This window comes from Massilia horti (assembly GCF_004614195.1).
Classification (GTDB): domain Bacteria; phylum Pseudomonadota; class Gammaproteobacteria; order Burkholderiales; family Burkholderiaceae_D; genus Telluria; species Telluria horti.
Window position 1 is genome coordinate 14,338 of the sequence record NZ_SPUM01000050.1, and the last position, 20,550, is coordinate 34,887.

Consider the following 20,550-nt stretch of genomic DNA (forward strand, 5'->3'; position numbering starts at 1 on the left):
AAGCTACAAACCTTACCGCAGAGAAAGCTTAAAAGCTGTTTAAACTTTGTAATGGGTTGTATCAGATCTCAACCTGGGTGCCCAGCTCGATCACCCGGTTGGGCGGAATCCGGTAGTAATCGGCGGCGCCGCGCGCGTTGCGCGACATGGCGATGTACAGGTGCTCGCGCCACGGCGCCATGCCCTTGCCGGGCACCGAGATCACGGTCTGGCGCGCAATGAAGAATGAGGTTTCCATCATCTCGAAGCCCAGCCCCTCGTCGCGGCACAAGGCCAGCACGGCCGGGATGTCCGGCTCGTCCTTGAAGCCGTAGTAGACGTTAATCTGATAGCAATTGTGCCCGAGCGGGATCACGATGGCCTTCTCGCTGGGCGGCACGAACGGCTCCTCGCGGATGTGCACGGTCAGGAACACGACCCGCTCGTGCAGCACCTTGTTGTGCGAGAGGTTGTGCAGCAGCGCGTGCGGCACGCCGTCGGATTCGCCGCGCAGGAACACGGCGGTGCCGGGCACCCGGGCGGGCGGCGACACGAACAGCGAACGCAGGAAGTCGTCGAGCGGGATCGCATGCTCCTGCAGGTTCTCGAACACCAGCGCGCGGCCGCTGCGCCAGGTCAGCATCACGGTGAACAGGATGCTGGCCAGCAGCAGCGGGAACCAGCCGCCATGGAACAGCTTGAGGGTGCTGGCCGAGAACAGCGCGATGTCGATGGTGATAAAGAAGGTGGTCGAGGCCACCGACAGCGGCAGCGGCAGGTTCCAGCGGTAACGGATCACGAAGAAGGTCAGGATCGTGGTCGAGAGCATGGTTCCGGTCACGGCGATGCCGTAGGCGCCGGCCAGGCGGTCGGACGAGCCGAAGCCGACCACCGCCAGCAGCACGACGCACAGCTGCAGCCAGTTCACCACCGGGAGGTAGATCTGGCCGATCTCGCTGATCGAGGTGTGCAGCACACGCATGCGTGGCAACAGGCCCAGCGCGATGGCCTGCTTGGTCATCGAGAACGTGCCGGTGATCGTGGACTGCGAGGCGATCACCGAGGCGATCGTGGACAGGATCACCAGCGGGTAGACGCTCCAGGGGCCAAGCTGCTGGAAGAACGGATTGGAGATCGCTTGCGGATGCTGCAGCAGCAGCGCGCCCTGTCCCATGTAATTGAGCACCAGCGCCGGGAACACGACCATGAACCAGGCAATGCGGATCGGGCGCTTGCCGAAGTGCCCCATGTCGGCGTACAGCGCTTCGGCGCCGGTCAGCGACAGCACCACGGCGCCCAGCGCGACGAAGGCGATGAAGCGGTTGTGCAGCAGGAACTGGAACGCATGCGCGGGGTTGAGCGCGGCCAGGATCCCGGGGGCCTCGATGATGTTAATCACGCCCATGGCCGCCAGCGCGCCGAACCAGATCACCATCACCGGCCCGAACCAGCGTCCGATCCCCGCCGTGCCGTGGCGCTGCACGGAATACAGCGCGGTCAGCACCACGATCGCCAGCGGCACCACGTAGCGGGTGAAGGCGGGGGTGGCGACCTCCAGGCCCTCGATCGCGCCGAGCACGGTGATCGCCGGCGTGATCACGCTGTCGCCGTAGAACATGGTCGCGCCCACCACGCCGAGCAGCATCAGCGGGTACTGCCAGTGCGACTTGCGGGCCGCGCTGGTGGCCAGCGCCATCAGGGCCATGATGCCGCCCTCGCCGCGGTTGTCGGCGCGCAGGACCAGGGTGACGTACTTGAGCGAGACGATCAGCGTCAGGCCCCAGAAGATCAGCGAAATGATGCCCAGCAGGTTGGCCGCGGTGAGCGCCAGCCCGTGGGTGGGGTCGAAGATAGTCTTGAGGGTATACAGCGGGCTGGTGCCGATGTCGCCGTAGACGACGCCTACGGCAGTCAGGGTCAGTCCCGCAACGCTGGATTTCTTGAGTTCCGAGGCCAAAGTTTCACCAGACGCTTATTGTTTTGGTGCATTGCACAATAATTCACGATGAGCCAAATTGCAAGGGTTGCCTCCTATTTGGGCAGCGTCTTCCACCATGCCAGGAGCGCGCGCAAAGCCTGCGGCTTGTTCTGCGGCCCCGGCAGTCCGGCCTGGTTGCGGGCATTGACGCCGTGGCAGGACGCGCACACGCGCATCTCGCCGGCCTGAAACGTGATCCAGTTGCGCTCGCGCACCACAGGCGTGCCGCGCGGATCGAGCGTCTGCCAGGTCAGGGCGCGCCGCGCCGGGACGAAGGCGGCAGTCGAACCGTCGGGCGCGATCGTCACGCTGCCCTGTGCGGCCCCGGCCGGCGCCGGATTGGCCTGCCCGCGCAGCGGCTGCGCCAGCACACGGCGGCCAGCCCGGCCCGGGTAGGCGCGCACCTGCTCGCCCACCAGCAACTGGAAGTGGGCGATGTCGTAGGTGCGCGCGCCGGGGTCGCGCACCGACCGCGTCTGTTTGCCGCCCGGTACGCGCAAATTGAACGGCTGCTGCAAGTCTGCCCGATCGCGGCTGGTTTGGTCGCGCGTTACGATCAGGGCCAGATCGTGCCGCTGCAGCCAGGCGCGCAGCTCGTCCTCGCTGACCTGCTCTTCCAGCAGCACGGCGCGCTCGGGCGGCTCCAGAGCGGCCTGGGCGCGCTCGCCAGGGGTGCGTGGCCGTACCTCGACCGCTTCGAGCTCCCACAGCTCGCCCGACCAGGATACCTTGCCGGAAGGGGTCCACCAGCTGAGCGACTTCTTGATGCCGGCGGTCAGGCGCGGCCCGGCGCGATATAGCCCGCTCGCGCGGTCGAACTCCAGCCGCACCAGCCGCAGGTCCGGCAGCGGCTTGCCTGGCTCCGGAAAATGGGTGAGCGTGCTGTGGCTGGCCACCAGCGTGCCGTCCGACAACGGCAGCGGATTGCGAAAGCGCCCGCCCGCGAAGGCATCGCCGGCATCCCCTGCGGTCACCGCCTGCAGCGTCATCTGTTCGCCGTTCAGGTCGGGCGAGCCGGACAGCACCACCAGCTGGCCGCTGGCGAAGGTTTCCTGGTCGCGCGCATAGGTGCCGAAGTAGCGCCCGCCCTGCAGCGGGTCTTCGCGCAGCTGGAACAGGCCGCTTTCGCGCCGCAGCGCCAGCCGGTTCGCGTGCCACGCGTCGACCGTGCGGTTGGACAGCGCCGGATCGCCGGCAAAGCTGGGCATCAGGAACCCGAACGCCAGCTCGTGCTGGCCCACGTGGTTGAGCGTTTCTTCGCCGCTGCCGTCCTGGTTCATCTGCCAGGCGTTAAAGAAATTCATGGCGTACGCGTTCACCCGGCCGTAAGGGCCGCTGCTGCCGGAGCGCGACTCGGGGAACACTTCTTCGCGCGTGGCCAAGGCCGGGGCGCCGGCCGCCTCGCCGGCATAGTTGAACGAGCCGAATGGCAGCGCCACACCGTTGCCCTGGGCGTCGCGGTCGCGCTGGGCCAGCTGGTCCTGCTGCAGGTGGTCCCAGCGCGTGAACACGATGCGGCCGTAGCTGTCGATGATGGGGCTGAACGCGCCGCTGGGCGAGTGGTTCAGGATGCGCAGCGCGCCGCTGGTGCGATCCAGGCTCCAGATGCCGGTGGTGGTGGGCGTCGCTTCGTATTCGTCGAGCTGGGGATACAGGTGCGGCAGGCCGGCGCGCGGGCGATCGGACGTGAACAGGATGCGCCCGTCCGCGGCATACAGGGGCGAGAGGTTGTTGGCGTCAAGCGGCTGGCCGGCCACGCGCGTGATGCGCGCGCGCTCGCCGCGGGCCAGCCCGGAGACCTCGTACATCTGCCAGAACGCGCGCACCGGCTCGCCCTTGTCCGTGGCGGCGCCGACCAGCATGCTGAATACGGCTTTGTCGCCGCTCCAGTGGACCGACGGTTCGCGCACCGCGATCGCCTGCGCGCCCTGCTCGCCGGCGCAGCCGAAGCCGGCCTCGCGCGTCAGGTTGCGCAGCATGCCGTCCGGATAGCGCAGCATCAGGTCGCCCCCGCGCGGCACCTTGTCGATGCCGGTCAGGTGGTTGGCGAACGCCGACAGGCGCGCCTCGTGGTCGGACATCACCGGCACCTGGGTCACGAACAGGATCGGATAGCGAGCGCCAGGTGCGGCGCGCCGGTTGACGTTGATGGTCAGGGCGCTACTCGCGCTGCGGCCGGCCGCGCCGCGCGCCGTGAGCACGTAGGCGGTGGTGGTTTCTGGCCGCACCCGGACGCTTGCCTTGCCGGTCACCTCTCCGACCTGCGGCGCGATCGTGACGCTGTCCGCGTGGCGCACGTCCCAGCGCAGCTCCGTTTCCTGGCCGGCGTCGATGGTTTCGCTGGCCGCAGTGAAGGCGGCGACCTGCGGTACCGCCTGCGTGGCGTGCTCAGCCTTAGTGGGGCCGTCCCTGCCGTTGCAGGCGGACAGCAGCATTGTCGCGGCCAGGCCGATGCTCCTGACAGCGTGTTTGATTGTGGCGACAAGGGGAACGCTTTCGACAAATATGTTTAGCTCAGCCATTTTGGCATCCTTGAATACTGGTCTGGATCGGCGCAAGCTCGACCGGGTAGGAGAGCGCATCACAACAATACCAACGGAGAGTTCCCATGCACTTGATCGAGATGACAGCCCGAACGCATCGGGTAACCCTGCTCGCACTTGCAGCCGGGGTAGCGATAGCCGCGTGCGGCGGCAAGAGCGAGAAGACCGATCCGACCGTCCCACCCGGTCCGTCGATCCTTGGCGTCGCCTGGCTGGGCTTCGGCGGCGACGCGCAGCACAGCGCGATCACGCAGGTCGCGACCCAGCCGCTGGCGCGGATCCGGTGGAAGACCGCGGTCGACACTGCCCCCCAATACAACGACCACGGCTACCTGTTCGTGCATTACGGCTCGCCGGTGATCACGGCGGCCAACACGGTGATCGTGCCGGTCAAGCGCGCGGCCCAGGAGCTGTACCGGGTCGAGGCGCGCTCCGGCACCGACGGCGCGCTGCTGTGGAGCGTGGACAGCGACTACGCCATGCCTGCCCATAACTGGACGCCGAGCTACAACGTCACGCTGACCACCGGCAACCGGCTCTACATGCCCGGCTCCGGCGGCAAGCTGTTTTACCGCGACAACGCCGACCTGGCCACCTCGCCCACCAAGAGCATCGTGTTCTATGGCGACGACGCCTACAACGGCAACAAGGCGGCCTTCGATGCGTCCATCTACATCAACACGCCGATCACCGCGGACTCGGACGGCAACATCTATTTCGGCTTCATCGCCAAGCCGGGCAACCCGGCGGGCCTGGCCAGCGGCATCGCGCGTATCGGCGCCGACGGCAAGGCCAGCTGGGCCGGGGCCACCGCCATGTCCGCCGACCCGGTGATCGACCATGTGGCGATGAACAGCGCGCCGGCGCTGTCCCCTGACAAGAAGACGCTGTACATCGCGGTCAGCGATCCCACCCTGGAGGGCTACCTGTTGGCGCTGGACGCCGCCACGCTCGCGGTCAAGAGCCGCGTTCTTGTGATCGACCCGGGCACCGGGAAACACGCGCACATCAGCGACGACGGCACCGCCTCGCCGACGGTGGGGCCGGACGGCGACGTCTATTTCGGCGTGCTGGAAAGCACCTACGCGACCCACAATGCGCGCGGCTGGCTGCTGCACTTTAACGCGGACCTGTCGCAAACCAAGCTGCCCGGCTCGTTCGGCTGGGACGACACGCCGTCGATCGTGCCGGCGTCGATGGTGCCAAGCTACAAGGGCAGCTCCCAGTACCTGCTCACCATCAAGTACAACAACTACGCGCGCGCGGGCAGCGGCGACTCCAGGAACAAGGTCGCGGTGCTCGATCCGAACGACGCGCAGGCTGACTTCATCACGGCTGGCGTGCAGGTGATGAAGGAAGTGATGACGGTGATGGGCCTGACGCCCGACCCGCGCTATCCGGGCGGGGTGCTCGAATGGTGCATCAACACGGCGGCGGTCGATCCGTTCACCAAATCGATCATGGTCAACAGCGAGGACGGCTGGCTGTACCGCTGGGACCTGACGACCAACACGCTGACCGACCGGGTGCAGCTGACGAGCGGGCTGGGCGAGTCGTATACGCCGACCGCGGTCGGCCCCGACGGCACTGTGTACGCCATCAACAATGCGGTGCTGTTCGCAGTAGGCAAGTAGAGGCAAGGTAGCGGCGCGACAAGCGGCAAGCTCGGGGGCCGACTATAATGACGGCCCAGCAAATCTTCCCGACTGCCCCGCATGCGTACCGGCGTACTTTTCTCGGCCCTGGCCTTTCTGGCGTGGGGCCTGTTTCCCCTGTATTTCCACGCCATCGGCGAAGTGCCGCCGCTGCAGATCCTGGCGCACCGCATGCTGTGGTCGCTGCTGTTCCTGCTGATCGTGCTGACCGTGCGGGGACACTGGGGCTGGCTGAACCTGGTACGCAAGCCGCGTGTGCTGGCCAGCTTCGTCGCATCGGCGTTCCTGCTCAGCGCCAACTGGCTGGTCTACATCTGGTCGGTCAACAACGGCCACGTGATCGAGTCCTCGCTGGGCTACTTCATCAATCCGCTGGTCAACATCATGTTCGGCTACGTGCTGCTCAAGGAACGCCTGCGCCCGGTGCAGTGGTTCGCCATCGGCGTGGCGGCGCTGGGCGTGGCATGGCTGACCTGGCAAGCCGGGACGGTGCCGTGGATCGCCCTGACGCTGGCTGCCACCTTCGGCGGCTACGCCCTGCTGCGCAAGACCGCCGCGCTCGGCGCGCTCGAGGGCCTGTCGTTCGAGACCATGGTGCTGTTCCCGATTGCGGCCATCTATGTCGGCTGGCTCACGCTGCACGGCGAAAACGCCTTCCTCAACACCCCGTCGAACATGACGCGCCTGCTGCTGGTCGCGGCCGGCCCGATCACGGCGGTCCCGCTGCTGCTGTTCGCGGCCGGGGCGCGCCGGATCCCGCTGTCGGTGCTGGGGCTGCTGCAATACCTGTCGCCGACCATGCAATTCCTGCTCGGCGTGTGGCTGTTCCATGAAGCGTTCACGGCCGAGCGGCTGGTCGGCTTCGCGCTGATCTGGGCCGCGCTGGCGCTGTTCGCCGGCGAAGGCCTGCTGCAGCGCGCCCAAGCGCCGGCGACGGCCGACAGCGCAAGCTGACGGCACCTGGCGGGACAGGGCGCCAAAACGCCCTATCCTGCTGCGATTTTTCAGGAAAACGCGGTGCGGCGCCCCCGTCCGTCGCGGTTTCCAGTATCCTGTTGACCTTATTTCAAACGAGTTAGCAAGTATGGCCAATTACGTCTACACCATGAACCGCGTGGGCAAGATCGTCCCGCCGAAACGCCAGATCCTGAAGGATATCTCGCTGTCGTTCTTCCCCGGTGCGAAGATCGGCGTGCTGGGCCTGAACGGCTCGGGCAAGTCGACCCTGCTCAAGATCATGGCAGGCATCGACACCGACATCCAGGGCGAAGCGCGCCCGATGCCCGGCCTGAACATCGGCTACCTGCCGCAGGAACCGCAGCTCGATCCGGAAAAAACCGTGCGCCAGGAAGTCGAATCGGGCCTGGGCGAAGCGTTCGAGGCGCAAGCCAAGCTGGAAGCGGTGTACGCCGCCTACGCCGAGCCGGATGCCGACTTCGATGCGCTGGCCAAGGAGCAGGAGCGGCTGGAATCGATCATCGCCGCCGCTGACGGCGGCAACCTGAACCTGCAGCTGGAGATGGCCGCCGACGCGCTGCGCCTGCCGCCGTGGGATGCGAAGGTCGGCGTGCTGTCCGGCGGCGAGAAGCGCCGCGTGGCGCTGTGCAAGCTGCTGCTGTCCAAACCGGACATGCTGCTGCTGGACGAGCCGACCAACCACCTGGACGCCGAATCGGTCGAGTGGCTGGAACAGTTCCTGACGCGCTTTCCCGGCACCGTGGTCGGCATCACGCACGACCGCTACTTCCTAGACAACGCCGCCGAGTGGATCCTGGAGCTGGACCGCGGCCACGGCATCCCGTGGAAGGGCAACTACAGCTCGTGGCTGGAGCAGAAGGAAAACCGCCTCAAGCAGGAAGAAGCGCACGAGTCGGCGCGCCAGAAGGCGCTGGCCAAAGAGCTCGAGTGGGCGCGCCAGAACCCGAAGGCACGCCAGGCCAAGTCCAAGGCCAGGCTCGCGCGTTTCAACGAACTGTCCGAGTACGAATACCAGAAGCGCAACGAGACGCAGGAGATCTTCATCCCGGTCGCCGAGCGCCTCGGCAATGACGTGATCGAGTTCAAGAACGTATCGAAGGCCTTCGGCGACCGCCTGCTGATCGACAACCTGTCGTTCACCGTGCCGCCGGGCGCGATCGTCGGCATCATCGGCCCGAACGGCGCCGGCAAGTCGACCCTGTTCAAGATGATCGCCGGCATCGAGCAGCCGGACAGCGGCGAAGTGGCGATCGGCCAGACCGCGAAGGTCTCGCTGGTCGACCAGTCGCGCGACGACCTGTCGGCCAACAAGACCGTGTTCGAGGACGTGACCGGCGGCGCCGATTCCCTGACCGTGGGCCGTTTCGACATGCCGTCGCGCGCCTACCTGGGCCGCTTCAACTTCAAGGGCGCGGACCAGCAAAAGCTGGTGGGCAACCTGTCGGGCGGCGAACGCGGCCGCCTGCACCTGGCCAAGACCCTGCTCAAGGGCGGCAACGTGCTGCTGCTGGACGAACCGTCGAACGACCTGGACGTGGAAACCCTGCGCGCGCTGGAAGATGCGCTGCTCGAATTTGCCGGCAGCGTGATGGTGATCTCGCACGACCGCTGGTTCCTGGACCGGATCGCCACCCACATCCTCGCGTTCGAAGGCAACTCGCAGGTGACCTTCTTCAACGGCAACTACCAGGAATACGAAGCCGACAAGAAGGCGCGTCTCGGCGAGGAAGGCGCCAAGCCGAAGCGCATCCGCTACAAGCCGCTGCACGGCTAAGCCGGGCAGTAGGAGCAAAAGCGCGGCCGATGGCCGCGTTTTTTTTGTGGGTTTCGTAGGGTGCGCACCCGTGCGCACGCGGTACGTGTGCATACGGGCGCCAACGACATCCAACCGTACAGCGTGCGCACTGCACGTGTGCATATTGGAGCCAACGGCATTCAAACGTACCGCGTGCGCACAGGTGCGCACGCCTCCGGTAAGCCTCTATGCAACTCTTGAGGCGCGCCGATCGCGGCTCCTGGGCGCCATGTTTTTACACGCGGAAATGAAACGTGGCCACATGCCTTGGGTGTGTAGAATCGCTGGCTGATGAGGCTGCTTGATCGCCTCCCCTTTGCGCCATTCGCCCGGCACCCAGCCGGCGTCCGGCACACGGAGCCCATGACAGACTACCGCGACAACCGCGTCCCCGGCGGGACGTCCTTTTTCACGGTGCGGCTGCTGGACCGCGGCAGTACCTTGCTAACCGACCATATCTCAGCCTTTGGCGAAGCCCTACGCCAGGCGCGCATCCGCAAACCCTTCCATATCGATGCCTGGGTGGTGCTGCCCGATCACGCGCATGCGATCTGGACCTTGCCGCCCGGCGATCATGACTGCTCAAGCCGCTGGCGCGCGGTCAAGATCGCGTTTTCGAAGGCCTTGCACAAGGCCGGCGTGTCGGATTCCGGCGACAAGGCGATCTGGGAACGCCACTACCGCGAATTTCGCATCACCAGCGATTGCGCCTATGCCGCCCTGATCGACTACCTGCACACCGACCCGGTGCGCCATGGCTTGTGCACCCGGGCGGTGGACTGGCCGTGGTCCTCGCTGCACCGGTTCGTCGCGGCAGGCTGCGACGCGCCTGCCGCAGCTTGCCTGCGCCAGCCGTGGCGGCCCAGCGCCCCGCCGCGGCCATAACAACAAGGGGGCCACATGGGCCCCCTGTCGTCAGCATTGCCGCGCACGCTGCGCGGCTGCAAGCATGTGCTTAGAAGCTATACTTCGCGCCGACGGTCCAGACGTCAGCCTTGGCGCCGAAGCTCTTGGTCTTGCCGTAGCGCTCGTACTCACCAGTCAGCGCCACCTCCTTGGTGAGGTTGTACTGCAGGCCGAGGCCAGCATAGGCGCCGGTGTCGTGCCTGCTGGTTTTGAGGCCACTGGTCTCGTTCAGCTCGCGTTCGCTGTAGGCCACGCCCAGCTTGCCGTAGGCCGACAGCTGCTCGTTAATCGGCAACATCGCCTTGCCGGCAACGTACATGCCATAGCCCTTGTCGCTGCCCTTGTGCGCGATACCGCCTTGGGAATAGCTCACGTCCGAGCGGCGGAAGTCGGTGTAGCCGGCCTCGACGCCATAATTCTGGTTAAAGTCATAACCGCCGAAGATCTTGGCCGAAGCTTTGTAGCCGTCGCCCTTGATGTCGGTCGCGCCCTGCACGATCGACGGATAAGAGTGGTCAGCGGTGGCGACGCCGATGCCGACATAGCCGCGCCCAGCGGTAGTGGATTGAGCCTGAGCTGCGCCCATGGCAGCGACACCTGCGATCAGTGCAAAAATCAGCTTTTTCATACGCATTCCCTTCTTAATGTTTTTCAACTGGTTCGCAATTCAATGCGAATCGCGATAGGGGGACGATAGCATTCCATTTCCAATACGACAGTGCTAATTTCGTAAGAACTGTAATGAGATGTAACTTAAATGACTCATCAGTCAGATATACATATCTAAAATTGCGAGGAGATGGCTGCGATTTGGCAGAAGTAGCAGGATTGTTCGGCGCACCAGTTGTTCCTGTTATTGTCGAGGTGTTTTTACAACGGCAAAAGCTGCTCGCGGGCGGGAATAAACGAAAAAAGGACCCGCAGGTCCTTATTCACGATAGCGGAATGGCTCAGAAACTGTAACGGGTGCCGAATGAGAAAACATCGGCCTGAGCACCATTCGGCTTATTCTTGCCGAAACGTTCATATTCCAGAATAAAGTCCCAGCGCGGGTAAAAACTCCATTGCAGTCCGGCGCCGCCATAAGGGCCGGTATCGTCTTCCTTGAAATTCAAGCCAACGCTGGTGCTGGTGCGCCGATGGCTGAACGCGACGCCCAGTTTGACGTAGGCTTCCCACTGATCGTTGATCGGATAGCGTCCCTTGCTGGCGAAATACACGCCGTAACCATCGCTATTGCCCGTGCCCGCCTGGAAGTTGCCTGTCGTGAAGTCGAAATTGGTGCGGGAAAAGTTGTCGTAGCCGGCTTCGACGCCCCAGATCGGATCGAACTCGTACCCGCCGAACACCTTGATCGACGTGACGGTTTTGTCGATCTTGTTCACGTTGCCGATGCCTTTGATGTTGTAAGCGGTGCCGGCCACGGCGCCGCCGAGGCCGAGATAGCCACGCGGGAAATCCTGGGGCCGGGTTTGGGCGTGGACTGCGGTGATGCCAGCCGCACTGGTAACGAGTGCCAAAACGAGCTTTCTCATAAGGCCTCCTGTGGTTAAGTACCGTGCTGCCCGCCCGCGGCGTATCCCGTAGGGTGTGCAGCTTGGCTGCGCACGCGGATTGGGAATACTGTTAACGGTTCAGCCAACAGGCCCCGGAACGGTGGCGTGATTGAACGCTCATCCTGAAACGACCTTTTAGACTATGAACCGAAAAGTCAGGTTCACCCGCGGCCCAAGCGGCCTCTGCGACTTGTTGATGCCGTGCTGCCAGTTCTGCTGCAAGCTTCCGCTCATGAACAGCAAGCTGCCATCGGTCAGGTCGATCTTGAAAGTCCGCCCGCTGCGCTTGTGCCGCAACACGAACGGCCGCGTAGCGCCGAAGCTTACCGAAGCAATGGCCGGCTCAGGGCCCAGTTCCGGCTCGTCATCGCTGTGCATGCCCATGCTGTCGCGCCCGTCGCGGTAATAATTGAGCAGCACGCTGTTGTAACGCCGCCCGGTCGCCGCCTCGGCCGCCTGCCGGATGTGCTGCAACAGCGGCGTGAACGGCAACGGCTCGAGCGTGAGCCCGGAATAGGTGTAACGCGCCTCGCCGTGCCAGGCAGTCAGGCGTGGCTGCAGGTGGCGCTTGCCGAACACCGTCACCTGTTCGGCACGCCAGGCGGTCTCACCAATGAGCCGGGCCAAAATCTCGGCGTTGGCCAGCGCCAGCCCGAGCTGGGGCTGCAGCGCCAGCTCGCCATCTTCGATCGGGATGGGCGTCAGGATAGTGGCGGGGGTAAATAAATCCATTTTGGAAAACATCAGGCGTATGATGGCGAAAACCGTCCATGGGATTTTCGCATGAACAAACGCCAGTTCCTCGGCAGTGCTGCCCTGGCCGCCGCTGCCCTGCCCGCCAGCGGCGCCGCCATGACCATGCGCGGCCCGGCCCTGCTCACGATCACCGGCGACATCAAGCGCAGCAACCGCGGCGCCCTCGATCCCGTGCTGGACCGCATGATGCACAACCAAAAGATCAGCTTCAGCAAGGCCCTGGCGCTGGATTTTGCCGCGATCACGGCGCTGCCGGCCGTGACGATCCGGCCGACCCTGGAATACGACAGCAAGCCGCACGCGCTGCACGGCCCGTTGCTGCTGGACGTGCTGGCACTGGCCGGGGCGCGGCCCGGCGATGCCGCCAAGCTCGTGCTGCGCGCGGTCGACGGTTATGCGGCCGCGCTGACGGTCGCGCAGGCGCGCGAGCGGCGCTTCATCGTGGCCACCCACCTCGACGGCCAGCCGATTCCGCTGGGTGGCGTGGGGCCGCTATGGGCGGTGTACGACGCCGACCGGGTGCCGGAGATGGCGGCCAAGCCACTGCCCGAGCGCTTCGCGTCGTGCCCGTGGGCCCTGTATCACATGGAAGTGGAAGGGAATGCTCAGGCGTAGGCTTCGGCCAGCGTCATCACGCGCGGCGTGATCTGGATGCCGAAGTTGCCAAACAAGGTGTCGATCGCGGCCAGGTTGGCCGAGCATTCCTCGGATTTCCAGCCGTTGAACAGGTCGGTGCCGTTCTTCTGGAAATGCAGGTCGAGCACCTTGCCCTTGTCCTTGTGCGTGTAGCTCTGCTGGAAGGTGTTCTGGAAACCCAGCTCCGCCAGCGCGGTCAGCACCGCGTTGGGCGGATTGTCGGGGTCGGTCGCCATGAAGATGCCAAAGGTTTTTCCCGGCGGTTTGGCCGCGACGTCGACTTCATAAATGCCAGGCGCCTTGGTCACGCTGGTGCTCTTCAAGAATAACATTGTGGGTTCCTCCATCCCCCGCTCCGGCAACACCGCAGCGGGACTTAGGTTTTTGAATGCTCATTAGGGCTAAGCTTATTGCCTAAGAGGAACTTTGTCGATGCTTTAAAGAAGATTTTTTGCCTTAGTGCAAGAGCAGACCGACGACTGTGCCTAAGATCAACAATCCGCTGGCAATCATTCCCAGCACAAAGCCCGCCTCGCGTTTGGCGGGGTCGCGATAGTAGCCCCGCGCGTACAGGACGCGCGCGAGGCACCACAGCAGTCCGCCCGCCGCCGCCCAGGCGTCGCCCAGAAAATAGGCACAAGTGTACAGCGGCGCCAACACCAGCGGCAGCTGTTCCAGCGTATTGGCCTGCACCCGCATGGCGCTCCGGAACCCCAGCGGACCGTCCATCGCTGGCGCCGGCACCTTGTACTTGACCCTTGCCCGCGCGGCGTTCACGCCGGTCCACAGATACACCGCGAGCACGACGAGCGTCGTCCAGCCTGTCAATTGCATAAAACTCCTTCATTGGTTTAACGGAAAATGGATAACCCTAGCCGCGTTCGCGCTTGCGCCGCGCAAGGTCGCTCGTGGCGGCGACCAGGGCCTGGTACAGCTCTGCGGTCGGCTCGTCCCAGCTTGCCAGCGCCGCCTGCTGGCGCGCCACGGTGGCCATGTCGCCACGCGCGACCGGACCGGAAAGCGCCGCCTCCGGACCGAGCCGGAACACGTTGGCCAGCGTTTCACTGGCGAGCGGCCGCGCCAGCTCGCGCGCCACCTGCTCCGGCACGCCGGCCGCCTGGTAGGCGCGCAGCGCGGCGTCAAGCACCGTGACCAGGTAGTTGGAGGCGAACACGGAGGCGGCGTGGTAGACAGTCTTGGCGGGCGCGTCGATCGGCACCAGCCGCGCGCCGATCGCCTCGAACGCGCGCGTCAAGAGCGCCAGCGCGTCCGGCTCGCCCTCGATTCCGCACCAGGTGCCGCCAAAGGCCGCGGCCACCGCATCGGGATCGGCAAAACTCCTCACCGGGTGCACGCTGGCGGTGCGCGCCCCTTTCCTCTCGGCCGCCTGCAGCTCGCTCGCCGCCTTGGCGCCGCTGCAGTGGAACACCACTGCCTGCCCGAACAGGCCTTGCTGCGCCAACGCGGCGCAGACCGGCGCGATCTGGTCGTCGCCGACCGCCAGCATCCACACCTGGGCCGCTCGCAGCTCGCGTGGTGCCGCGACCGCGCGGCCGGCGCCGATGAAGCGCACCGCGTCCTGCGCGCTGGCGCTTGAACGGGTCAGCACGTCCTGCACTTCGAACACCCCGCTTTGCGCGAACAGCCGGCCCAGCACCCGGCCGACATGGCCGGCGCCGACGATATTCAGGGTAGGCGCCACGTCAGAATCCGGAGCCGGGCTGTTTCAGGTACTCGAGTTCGTCCGGCGTCGAGGCCCGCCCCAGGATGGCATTACGGTGCGGGAAACGGCCGAAGCGCGCGATCACGCCACGGTGGCGGTGCGCGTAATCGAGCGAGCTTTCGAAGCCCTCATGCTCGCGCGCCAGAGCCGTGAACAGTTCGACCGACTGCTCCTGCGCACGCGCGTCCTCCGCGTGCTCGAAAGGCATGTAGGCGAAGCAGCGCTGGACCGGGGCCAAGCTGCGGTCGGCGCCGCTTTCAACCAAGCCGCGCGCGGCGGCCAGCGCCAGCGCGTCGCCGGCGAAGGCGCCTGGCGTGCCGCGCCACGCGTTGCGCGTGAGCTGGTCGAGCACGATGATCCGCGCCAGCGTTCCCGCCGGGCCCTCGGCATCCCAGTCACGCAGGCCGCCTGCGACCGCCTGCGCGATCACGGGGCCGAACCGCTCGCGGACCGTGTCATCGAAATGCCCGTCCTTGCGGAACCATTCCTTGCGCTCCTTGCCGTGTCCTTCATCATCCTGGTGCAGGAACCAGAAATCCAATACCTCCTGTGCCTTCATCTCTTGTCATCCCGATTGTTGTTGTTATCAGTTGCGTGCATGCGAGAGCAAAAAGCCCTCGATGCCTTCAAATTTCGACAGCTCGTCGGCCAGTTCCGACAGCGGCGCGCCACTGTGCTTGGAAAGCGCCAGCGCGACGAAGCGCCATTCCTGCACGCCGTCCTTGAAGCCGATGGTGAGCGAGCCGCCCGCGATCTCATAGCCGCGTTCAAGCGCGATCCGGCGCAGCACCTCCTCGCGCGGCCTGTAGCCGGGCACGAAGCGCATGGAGACCGCCAGCGCGTGGCGCGACGGCAGTATCGCCTCGACCCGGTTCAGGTAGATCATGATCATCGCCGCGATGAACGCCAGCGCAATCCCCGCCAGGTAAAAGCCGACGCCGACCAGGATCCCGATCACCGACGAGGTCCAGATCGAGGCCGCCGTGGTCAGGCCGCTGATGTTGAAGCCCTCGCGCATGATGACCCCCGCGCCGAGGAAGCCGATACCCGTCACCACTCCCTGGATCACGCGGGTCGGGTCGGTCGTCAGCAGCGAATCGCCGTGCCCGCCGAACCAGAAGTTCGGATAGCCGGCGATGATGGTGAGCGCGGCCGATGCCATGCACACCAGGCCGTAAGTGCGCATTCCGGCTGCGCGGCCGTGATACGAGCGCTCGTAGCCGACCATGAGGCCGAGCAGCAGCGCGCCGATGATGTTCAGCAGGATCAGGCCATTGGTGGCCAATTCGGTTTTCGACCAATACGCGGCCAACACATCGAACCAGGACATATGCAGCTTTCCGGCGCAGCGCGCCAAAGGCTCAAGGCTTTTTCTTCAGCTGTTTTTCGAACGCCAGGTCGTGCTTGCCGACCCGTTTTTCGACCTGGGGTCCGAGGCCGTCGACAAACGCGACGAATTCGTCCAGTTCGAGCGCGGGGCACAGCGGCGGCGCGCCGGGGCGCTCGGCCAGGAAGAACAGGCCGTCGCCGGTGCGCGCCATCGAATAGCCGTTGTTCCCGCTGCGCTTTTTCAGGCGCTCGACGGCGGCGCTGGCGCGGGTGGAGCGTGCGCCTGCCATCAGATCGCCCTCGTGCGCTGTTCGAGCCAGTCGCGCGCCGCCCCCGACACGTGCGAATTCAAGCGTGCGCGCACGGTCTCGTGATAGCCGTTGAGCCACGCGGCCTCGTCGCCACGCAGCAGCGACAGGTCGATGCAGCGGGTGTCGATCGGGCACAGCGTCAGCGTTTCGAAGCCGAGGTATTCGCCGAATTCGGTGCTCTGCTCCACGCGATTGCATACCAGGTTCTCGATGCGGATGCCCCAGTGGCCCGGCCGGTAGATGCCCGGTTCAATCGAGGTGATCATGCCCGGCTCCATGGCGGTATGCGGATCGGGCGGCGTGCTGGGCGAGATCGACTGCGGCCCCTCGTGCACGTTGAGGAAGTAGCCGACGCCGTGGCCGGTGCCATGGCCATAGTCGATACCGGCAGCCCAGATCGGCGCGCGCGCGATCGCATCCAACATCGGCGAACGCGTACCGCGCGGGAAGCGTGCGGAGGAAAGCGCGATCAGGCCCTTGAGCACCAGGGTGAAATCGCGCTTTTGCGCGGCGCTGGGCGTACCGACCGGGACCACACGCGTGATGTCGGTGGTGCCGCCGACGTACTGGCCGCCGGAGTCGATCAGCAGCAAGCCGTCGCCTTCGATCACGGCGCAGGATGCCGGCTGCGCGCGGTAGTGCATGATGGCGCCGTTCGAATTAAAGCCGGCAATCGTGGCAAAGCTGGGGCTGACAAAGCCCGGCCGGCGCGCACGCGCAGCCGTGATGTGCTCGTCGATCGCCACTTCGGTGAGCGGTGCGCGCTGCGGGTCGGCCAGCACGGACTCGAGCCAGGCGAAGAACTCGCACAGCGCCGCGCCGTCCTGCTCCATCGTCGCGCGCACGTGGCGAACTTCCGCTTCCGACTTGCGCGACTTGGCGTAGGTGGTCGGATTGACCGCCTCGACCACGCGCACGTCATTGGCGACGGCGGCACGCATGCCGGACGTGATGCGGCGCGGGTCGACCAGCAGAGTGCTACCGGCCGGCAGCGCGGCCAGTGCCGCGGCCGCGTCCTCGTAGCGCGCGACGCGCACGTTATCCTCGAGCAGGCGTTCGCGCAGTTCGGGCGACACCTTGCCGTCGGCGACAAACAGGGTCGCGTGTTCCGGCTCGACCAGCGCGTGCGCCACGAACACCGGATTAAAGCTGACGTCCGATCCGCGCAGGTTGAACAGATACGCGATGTCGTCGAGGGTGGAGATGAAATGGCGATCGGCGCCCAGCTTGTCCATCGCGGCGCGCGTCTCGGCCAGCTTGGCGGCGCGCGGCATCGTGGCGTACGGCTCGCTGTGCTCGAACAGCGGGTCCTGCGGCAGCGCCGGACGGTCCTCCCACACCTCGTCCAGCAGGTCGATGTCGGTGCGCAGCTTGACGCCGTGGCTTGACAACGCATCGGCCAGTTGGCGCGCGACGGCCAAGCCGAGCACGCGCGCGTCCACCGCCACGTTCTCCCCGCTGGCCATGTTCGCCGCCAGCCAGTCGATGTGCTGCAGGCTCGCGCCGGACGGAATCTTCATCAGCGAAATGTCGCTGCCGGCCAGCTCCTGCTCGGCCTGGGTCCAATAGCGGCCGTCGGTCCACACGCCAGCGAAATCCTTGGTCGCGATGAAGGTGCCGACCGAACCGGTAAAGGCCGACATCCACTCGCGGCCCTTCCAACGGCCGGGCAGGTATTCGGACAGGTGCGGGTCGCTCGACGGCACGATGAAGGCGTCGATGCCGTGGCGCACCATTGCGGCGCGCAGTTGCTCCAGACGGGCGGCGCGAGCCTTGTTCGGGTCGGTGATCGGCATGGCTACTGAATTAGTCAAAAAGATATCGGAACACTTGTGCAAACTTCTATCATACTCGTTATCTTGAGCGCCGCTGCCCCTCCTGTGGAAGAACATCAACACAGCGGCGGGTGGGAGGAGGCACATGGCTGCGGCATGACGGCGCCAATGTCAAAGTTGTATGATACCGACGCGCCTGCCTGCTATCCGCTGATGCACCGCTCATATCCCCATCACCTGAACGGAGACGACATGGACATCGAAGCCGCGAAGAAGCTGTGCCGCAGCTTTCCTGGCAGTACCGAGGACATCAAGTGGGGTGCCGATCTGGTGTTTTCAGTGGGTGGCAAGATGTTCGCGGTGACCGGCAACGCAGTGCCGGCCGAGGGCATCAGTTTCAAGGTCGACGATCACCGCTTTCTGGAACTGACCGATCGTCCCGGCTTCGTGCCGTCGCCTTACCTGGCGCGCGCCAAATGGGTGCGGGTGAGTGCCGATGCGCCGCTCGGCGAGATTGAGGCGGCCGAGCTGCTCAAGCGTTCGTGGGAGCTGGTGTTCGGCAAGCTGACAAAAAAGTTGCAGGGCGAGATTCTGGCCGCTGCCGATGCCTGAACCAGAAACCCGCTCGTCCTCCAGAATGCCGCATAATCTGTGCGTTTTTCTTTTCCGAAATTGATGACCATGCAAGATTTTCACATCGCCCGCGCTAACGCCCTGCTCGCGAATGCGCAGCAGATCGTGAGCCCGGACCAGGTCCAGGCCGCCGTAAGCAATGTCGCCGCCGTGCTGAACCAGCGCTTCAACGAACCGGACGCGCCCTTCCCGCTGGTGCTCGGCGTGATGGGGGGCGCCGTCGTGTTCACCGGCCAGCTGCTGACACAGCTGTCCTTTCCGCTCGAATTCGACTACATCCACGTCACCCGCTACGGCGACGACGACCGCGGCGGCGAGGTGGTGTGGAAGGTGATCCCGCGCCAGACCGTGGCCGGACGCACCATCGTCGTCGTTGACGATATTCTCGACGAAGGCGAGACGCTGGCCCATGTCAAGCAGCGCCTGCTCGACATGGGGGCGGCCGAAGTCCTCCTCGTCGTATTTGCCGACAAGGAGCTCGGGAAGACCAAGCCGGTGCAGGCCGACATCGTGGGCCTGACGCTGCCGAACGAATTCGTGGTCGGGTTCGGGATGGACGTGTACGGGTACTGGCGCAATTTGCCGGGGCTGTGGTCGATCGCGGCGGAGGATCTGAGCGCGGCGGAGTAAAAACCCGTGTTGCGGCAGTTCGTAGGGTGCGCACCTGTGCGCACGCGGTACGGTTGAAAGCTGTTGGCGCTGGTACGCACACGTACCGCGTGCGCACAGGTGCGCACCCTACGACGTCCTGCGCACTGGTACGGGCCAAGGTCAGGCAGCGCAGAGCCGCCGCTGCGCCGCCCGGTACTCGGCCTTCAGGCGCTCCACCAGCTCCGCCACCGTCGGCACGTCGTCCATCAGGCCCACGCCCTGCCCCGCGCCCCAGATGTCGCGCCAGGCCTTCGCGCTGCCCGAGCCGAAACTCATCTTGCTCTTGTCCGATTGCGGCAGCGCGTCCGGATCGAGCCCGGCATTGACGATCGAACTGCGCAGGTAGTTCCCGTGCACCCCCGTGAACAGGTTGGTGTAGATGATGTCGGCCGCCGACGATTCGAGGATCGCCTGCCGGTACGCATCGCTGACGTTCGACTCGCGCGAGGCCAGCCAGCGCGAGCCGATGTAGGCGAAGTCCGCGCCCATCGCCTGCGCGGCGAGGATCGCGTCGCCGGTCGCGATTGAGCCCGACAGCGCGAGCAGGCCCTTGAAGAAGCGCCGTACCTCGCCCACCAGCGCGAACGGCGACAGCGCCCCAGCGTGGCCGCCAGCGCCAGCCGCAACCAGGATCAGCCCGTCCACGCCGGCCTCCAACGCCTTCTCGGCGTGGCGGATCGAGATCACATCGTGCAGTACGATGCCCCCGTACGCGTGCACCGCGTCGAGCATCTCTCGCGGCGGTGCGCGCAGGGACGAAATGATGATCGGGACCCGGTGCTTCACGCATACCGCCACGTCGTGTTCGAGGCGGTCATTCGACTGGTGCACGATCTGGTTCACCGCGATCGGCCCCACGGCCGCATCCGGATTGGCCTCGCGGTACTCGGAGAGCTCGCGCTGCAGGCTTGTCAGCCACGTGTCGAGCAGCTCGGCGGGACGCGCGTTCAGCGCCGGGAACGACCCGACGATGCCGGCCTTGCACTGCGCCGCCACCAGCGCCGGACCGCTCGCGATGAACATCGGCGAGGCGATGACGGGAAGGGTCAGTTGTTGCAGCACGGCGGGTAGCGTCATGAAGGCCCTCAGGCAGTGATTGATCGGATCGGCTGCGGGCCATTATGGGCGAGAAAAGCACGACCGTGCTAGATTTTGCCCTCTAAAAATTTGCGCTGGAGCGTAGGGTGGGCGGGTCCTCCCGCCCACGCGTTCAACGAACACGGAAATTATTGGCTATGGCACTGTCAAGTGTGGGAGGTGGCAATTAGCCCCAATATCGTCGTCCCCGCGGAGTGAACTGACCCAGAAAAGTTGGACACCAGTTCCAACTTTTCTGGGGTCTTATG

At 65.3% G+C, this 20,550-nt stretch carries 20 protein-coding genes; 7 read left to right on the forward strand and 13 right to left on the reverse strand.

Features of this window, described 5'->3' with window-relative positions; genetic code table 11:
- Nucleotides 1-61: 61 nt before the first annotated feature.
- Nucleotides 62-1,936, reverse strand: coding sequence for a potassium transporter Kup (locus E4O92_RS09075; RefSeq protein ID WP_135089644.1), 1,875 nt, complete (start codon nucleotides 1,934-1,936; stop codon nucleotides 62-64).
- A 74-nt stretch (nucleotides 1,937-2,010) separates the two neighbouring features.
- A complete protein-coding gene (locus E4O92_RS09080) occupies nucleotides 2,011-4,479 on the reverse strand; it encodes an HzsA-related protein (protein WP_135189452.1) in 2,469 nt (822 codons plus the stop codon).
- An 86-nt stretch (nucleotides 4,480-4,565) separates the two neighbouring features.
- Here E4O92_RS09080 and E4O92_RS09085 point away from each other — a divergent pair, with 86 nt between their 5' ends.
- From E4O92_RS09085 to E4O92_RS09100, 4 genes are all read left to right on the forward strand, one after another.
- On the forward strand, nucleotides 4,566-6,134 hold the full coding sequence (locus tag E4O92_RS09085) for an SMP-30/gluconolactonase/LRE family protein (protein ID WP_135189453.1): 1,569 nt from the start codon (nucleotides 4,566-4,568) through the stop codon (nucleotides 6,132-6,134).
- 81 nt (nucleotides 6,135-6,215) lie between these two features.
- Nucleotides 6,216-7,109: an EamA family transporter RarD gene (gene rarD / locus E4O92_RS09090; RefSeq protein WP_135189454.1), complete on the forward strand. Its 894-nt coding sequence runs from the start codon at nucleotides 6,216-6,218 to the stop codon at nucleotides 7,107-7,109.
- A gap of 130 nt (nucleotides 7,110-7,239) precedes the next feature.
- Nucleotides 7,240-8,907: an energy-dependent translational throttle protein EttA gene (ettA, locus tag E4O92_RS09095; protein WP_135189455.1), complete on the forward strand. Its 1,668-nt coding sequence runs from the start codon at nucleotides 7,240-7,242 to the stop codon at nucleotides 8,905-8,907.
- Between the two features lie 384 nt (nucleotides 8,908-9,291).
- The gene (locus E4O92_RS09100) at nucleotides 9,292-9,813 is read left to right on the forward strand and encodes an REP-associated tyrosine transposase (RefSeq protein ID WP_135189456.1); all 522 of its coding nucleotides are present in this window, start codon (nucleotides 9,292-9,294) and stop codon (nucleotides 9,811-9,813) included.
- A 70-nt stretch (nucleotides 9,814-9,883) separates the two neighbouring features.
- Here E4O92_RS09100 and E4O92_RS09105 read toward each other — a convergent pair whose 3' ends face one another.
- The 3 genes from E4O92_RS09105 to E4O92_RS09115 form a co-directional block, all read right to left on the reverse strand.
- Nucleotides 9,884-10,462, reverse strand: a complete 579-nt coding sequence (locus E4O92_RS09105; protein ID WP_167759742.1) for a porin family protein — start codon at nucleotides 10,460-10,462, stop codon at nucleotides 9,884-9,886.
- Nucleotides 10,463-10,784: 322 nt separating this feature from the next.
- Entirely contained in the window at nucleotides 10,785-11,369 is a 585-nt protein-coding gene (locus E4O92_RS09110) for an outer membrane beta-barrel protein (RefSeq protein ID WP_135189458.1), read from the reverse strand.
- A gap of 156 nt (nucleotides 11,370-11,525) precedes the next feature.
- Nucleotides 11,526-12,122 (reverse strand): alpha-ketoglutarate-dependent dioxygenase AlkB family protein, encoded by a 597-nt coding sequence (locus E4O92_RS09115; protein WP_135189459.1) that lies wholly within the window; start codon nucleotides 12,120-12,122, stop codon nucleotides 11,526-11,528.
- A 51-nt stretch (nucleotides 12,123-12,173) separates the two neighbouring features.
- On the opposite strand from E4O92_RS09115, the gene E4O92_RS09120 reads away from it, so the two are divergent.
- The gene (locus E4O92_RS09120; RefSeq protein WP_135189460.1) at nucleotides 12,174-12,761 is read left to right on the forward strand and encodes a putative pterin-binding protein; all 588 of its coding nucleotides are present in this window, start codon (nucleotides 12,174-12,176) and stop codon (nucleotides 12,759-12,761) included.
- On the opposite strand, the gene E4O92_RS09125 is transcribed toward E4O92_RS09120, so the two are convergent.
- From E4O92_RS09125 to E4O92_RS09155, 7 genes are all read right to left on the reverse strand, one after another.
- Nucleotides 12,752-13,114: a hypothetical protein gene (locus tag E4O92_RS09125; protein ID WP_135189461.1), complete on the reverse strand. Its 363-nt coding sequence runs from the start codon at nucleotides 13,112-13,114 to the stop codon at nucleotides 12,752-12,754. The two genes, E4O92_RS09120 and E4O92_RS09125, sit on opposite strands and share 10 nt — an antisense overlap.
- 124 nt (nucleotides 13,115-13,238) lie before the next feature.
- Nucleotides 13,239-13,616 (reverse strand): MAPEG family protein, encoded by a 378-nt coding sequence (locus E4O92_RS09130; RefSeq protein WP_135189462.1) that lies wholly within the window; start codon nucleotides 13,614-13,616, stop codon nucleotides 13,239-13,241.
- 37 nt (nucleotides 13,617-13,653) lie between these two features.
- Nucleotides 13,654-14,484: a Rossmann-like and DUF2520 domain-containing protein gene (locus tag E4O92_RS09135; protein WP_135189463.1), complete on the reverse strand. Its 831-nt coding sequence runs from the start codon at nucleotides 14,482-14,484 to the stop codon at nucleotides 13,654-13,656.
- Nucleotide 14,485: 1 nt separating this feature from the next.
- Nucleotides 14,486-15,064, reverse strand: coding sequence for a DUF924 family protein (locus E4O92_RS09140; RefSeq protein WP_135189464.1), 579 nt, complete (start codon nucleotides 15,062-15,064; stop codon nucleotides 14,486-14,488).
- Between the two features lie 27 nt (nucleotides 15,065-15,091).
- A complete protein-coding gene (locus E4O92_RS09145) occupies nucleotides 15,092-15,835 on the reverse strand; it encodes an MgtC/SapB family protein (RefSeq protein WP_135189465.1) in 744 nt (247 codons plus the stop codon).
- Nucleotides 15,836-15,866: 31 nt separating this feature from the next.
- Entirely contained in the window at nucleotides 15,867-16,124 is a 258-nt protein-coding gene (locus tag E4O92_RS09150) for a hypothetical protein (protein ID WP_135189466.1), read from the reverse strand.
- Nucleotides 16,124-17,941: an aminopeptidase P family protein gene (locus E4O92_RS09155; RefSeq protein WP_135189469.1), complete on the reverse strand. Its 1,818-nt coding sequence runs from the start codon at nucleotides 17,939-17,941 to the stop codon at nucleotides 16,124-16,126. Before E4O92_RS09155 ends, E4O92_RS09150 begins: the two co-directional genes overlap by 1 nt.
- Before the next feature lie 147 nt (nucleotides 17,942-18,088).
- Here E4O92_RS09155 and E4O92_RS09160 point away from each other — a divergent pair, with 147 nt between their 5' ends.
- Together E4O92_RS09160 and E4O92_RS09165 are read left to right on the forward strand one after the other, a co-directional pair.
- Complete coding sequence (locus tag E4O92_RS09160; RefSeq protein WP_229483197.1) at nucleotides 18,089-18,532, forward strand: MmcQ/YjbR family DNA-binding protein; 444 nt, start codon at nucleotides 18,089-18,091, stop codon at nucleotides 18,530-18,532.
- Nucleotides 18,533-18,601: 69 nt separating this feature from the next.
- Nucleotides 18,602-19,183, forward strand: coding sequence for a hypoxanthine-guanine phosphoribosyltransferase (locus tag E4O92_RS09165; protein ID WP_135189471.1), 582 nt, complete (start codon nucleotides 18,602-18,604; stop codon nucleotides 19,181-19,183).
- 141 nt (nucleotides 19,184-19,324) lie between these two features.
- Here the strand turns inward: E4O92_RS09165 and E4O92_RS09170 are convergent, their stop codons facing one another.
- Entirely contained in the window at nucleotides 19,325-20,281 is a 957-nt protein-coding gene (locus E4O92_RS09170) for an NAD(P)H-dependent flavin oxidoreductase (RefSeq protein ID WP_135189467.1), read from the reverse strand.
- Nucleotides 20,282-20,550 lie beyond the last annotated feature (269 nt).

Excerpts from the sequence above, each read along its gene's own strand:
- E4O92_RS09080 (WP_135189452.1), bottom strand. The coding sequence starts at position 4,479 with ATGGCTGAGCTAAACATATTTGTCGAAAGCGTTCCCCTTGTCGCCACA.
- E4O92_RS09085 (WP_135189453.1), top strand. The coding sequence starts at position 4,566 with ATGCACTTGATCGAGATGACAGCCCGAACGCATCGGGTAACCCTGCTC.
- rarD (WP_135189454.1), top strand. The coding sequence starts at position 6,216 with ATGCGTACCGGCGTACTTTTCTCGGCCCTGGCCTTTCTGGCGTGGGGC.
- ettA (WP_135189455.1), top strand. The coding sequence starts at position 7,240 with ATGGCCAATTACGTCTACACCATGAACCGCGTGGGCAAGATCGTCCCG.
- E4O92_RS09100 (WP_135189456.1), top strand. The coding sequence starts at position 9,292 with ATGACAGACTACCGCGACAACCGCGTCCCCGGCGGGACGTCCTTTTTC.
- E4O92_RS09105 (WP_167759742.1), bottom strand. The coding sequence starts at position 10,462 with ATGAAAAAGCTGATTTTTGCACTGATCGCAGGTGTCGCTGCCATGGGC.
- E4O92_RS09110 (WP_135189458.1), bottom strand. The coding sequence starts at position 11,369 with ATGAGAAAGCTCGTTTTGGCACTCGTTACCAGTGCGGCTGGCATCACC.
- E4O92_RS09115 (WP_135189459.1), bottom strand. The coding sequence starts at position 12,122 with ATGGATTTATTTACCCCCGCCACTATCCTGACGCCCATCCCGATCGAA.
- E4O92_RS09120 (WP_135189460.1), top strand. The coding sequence starts at position 12,174 with ATGAACAAACGCCAGTTCCTCGGCAGTGCTGCCCTGGCCGCCGCTGCC.
- E4O92_RS09125 (WP_135189461.1), bottom strand. The coding sequence starts at position 13,114 with ATGTTATTCTTGAAGAGCACCAGCGTGACCAAGGCGCCTGGCATTTAT.
- E4O92_RS09130 (WP_135189462.1), bottom strand. The coding sequence starts at position 13,616 with ATGCAATTGACAGGCTGGACGACGCTCGTCGTGCTCGCGGTGTATCTG.
- E4O92_RS09140 (WP_135189464.1), bottom strand. The coding sequence starts at position 15,064 with ATGAAGGCACAGGAGGTATTGGATTTCTGGTTCCTGCACCAGGATGAT.
- E4O92_RS09145 (WP_135189465.1), bottom strand. The coding sequence starts at position 15,835 with ATGTCCTGGTTCGATGTGTTGGCCGCGTATTGGTCGAAAACCGAATTG.
- E4O92_RS09150 (WP_135189466.1), bottom strand. The coding sequence starts at position 16,124 with ATGGCAGGCGCACGCTCCACCCGCGCCAGCGCCGCCGTCGAGCGCCTG.
- E4O92_RS09155 (WP_135189469.1), bottom strand. The coding sequence starts at position 17,941 with ATGCCGATCACCGACCCGAACAAGGCTCGCGCCGCCCGTCTGGAGCAA.
- E4O92_RS09160 (WP_229483197.1), top strand. The coding sequence starts at position 18,089 with ATGTCAAAGTTGTATGATACCGACGCGCCTGCCTGCTATCCGCTGATG.
- E4O92_RS09165 (WP_135189471.1), top strand. The coding sequence starts at position 18,602 with ATGCAAGATTTTCACATCGCCCGCGCTAACGCCCTGCTCGCGAATGCG.
- E4O92_RS09170 (WP_135189467.1), bottom strand. The coding sequence starts at position 20,281 with ATGACGCTACCCGCCGTGCTGCAACAACTGACCCTTCCCGTCATCGCC.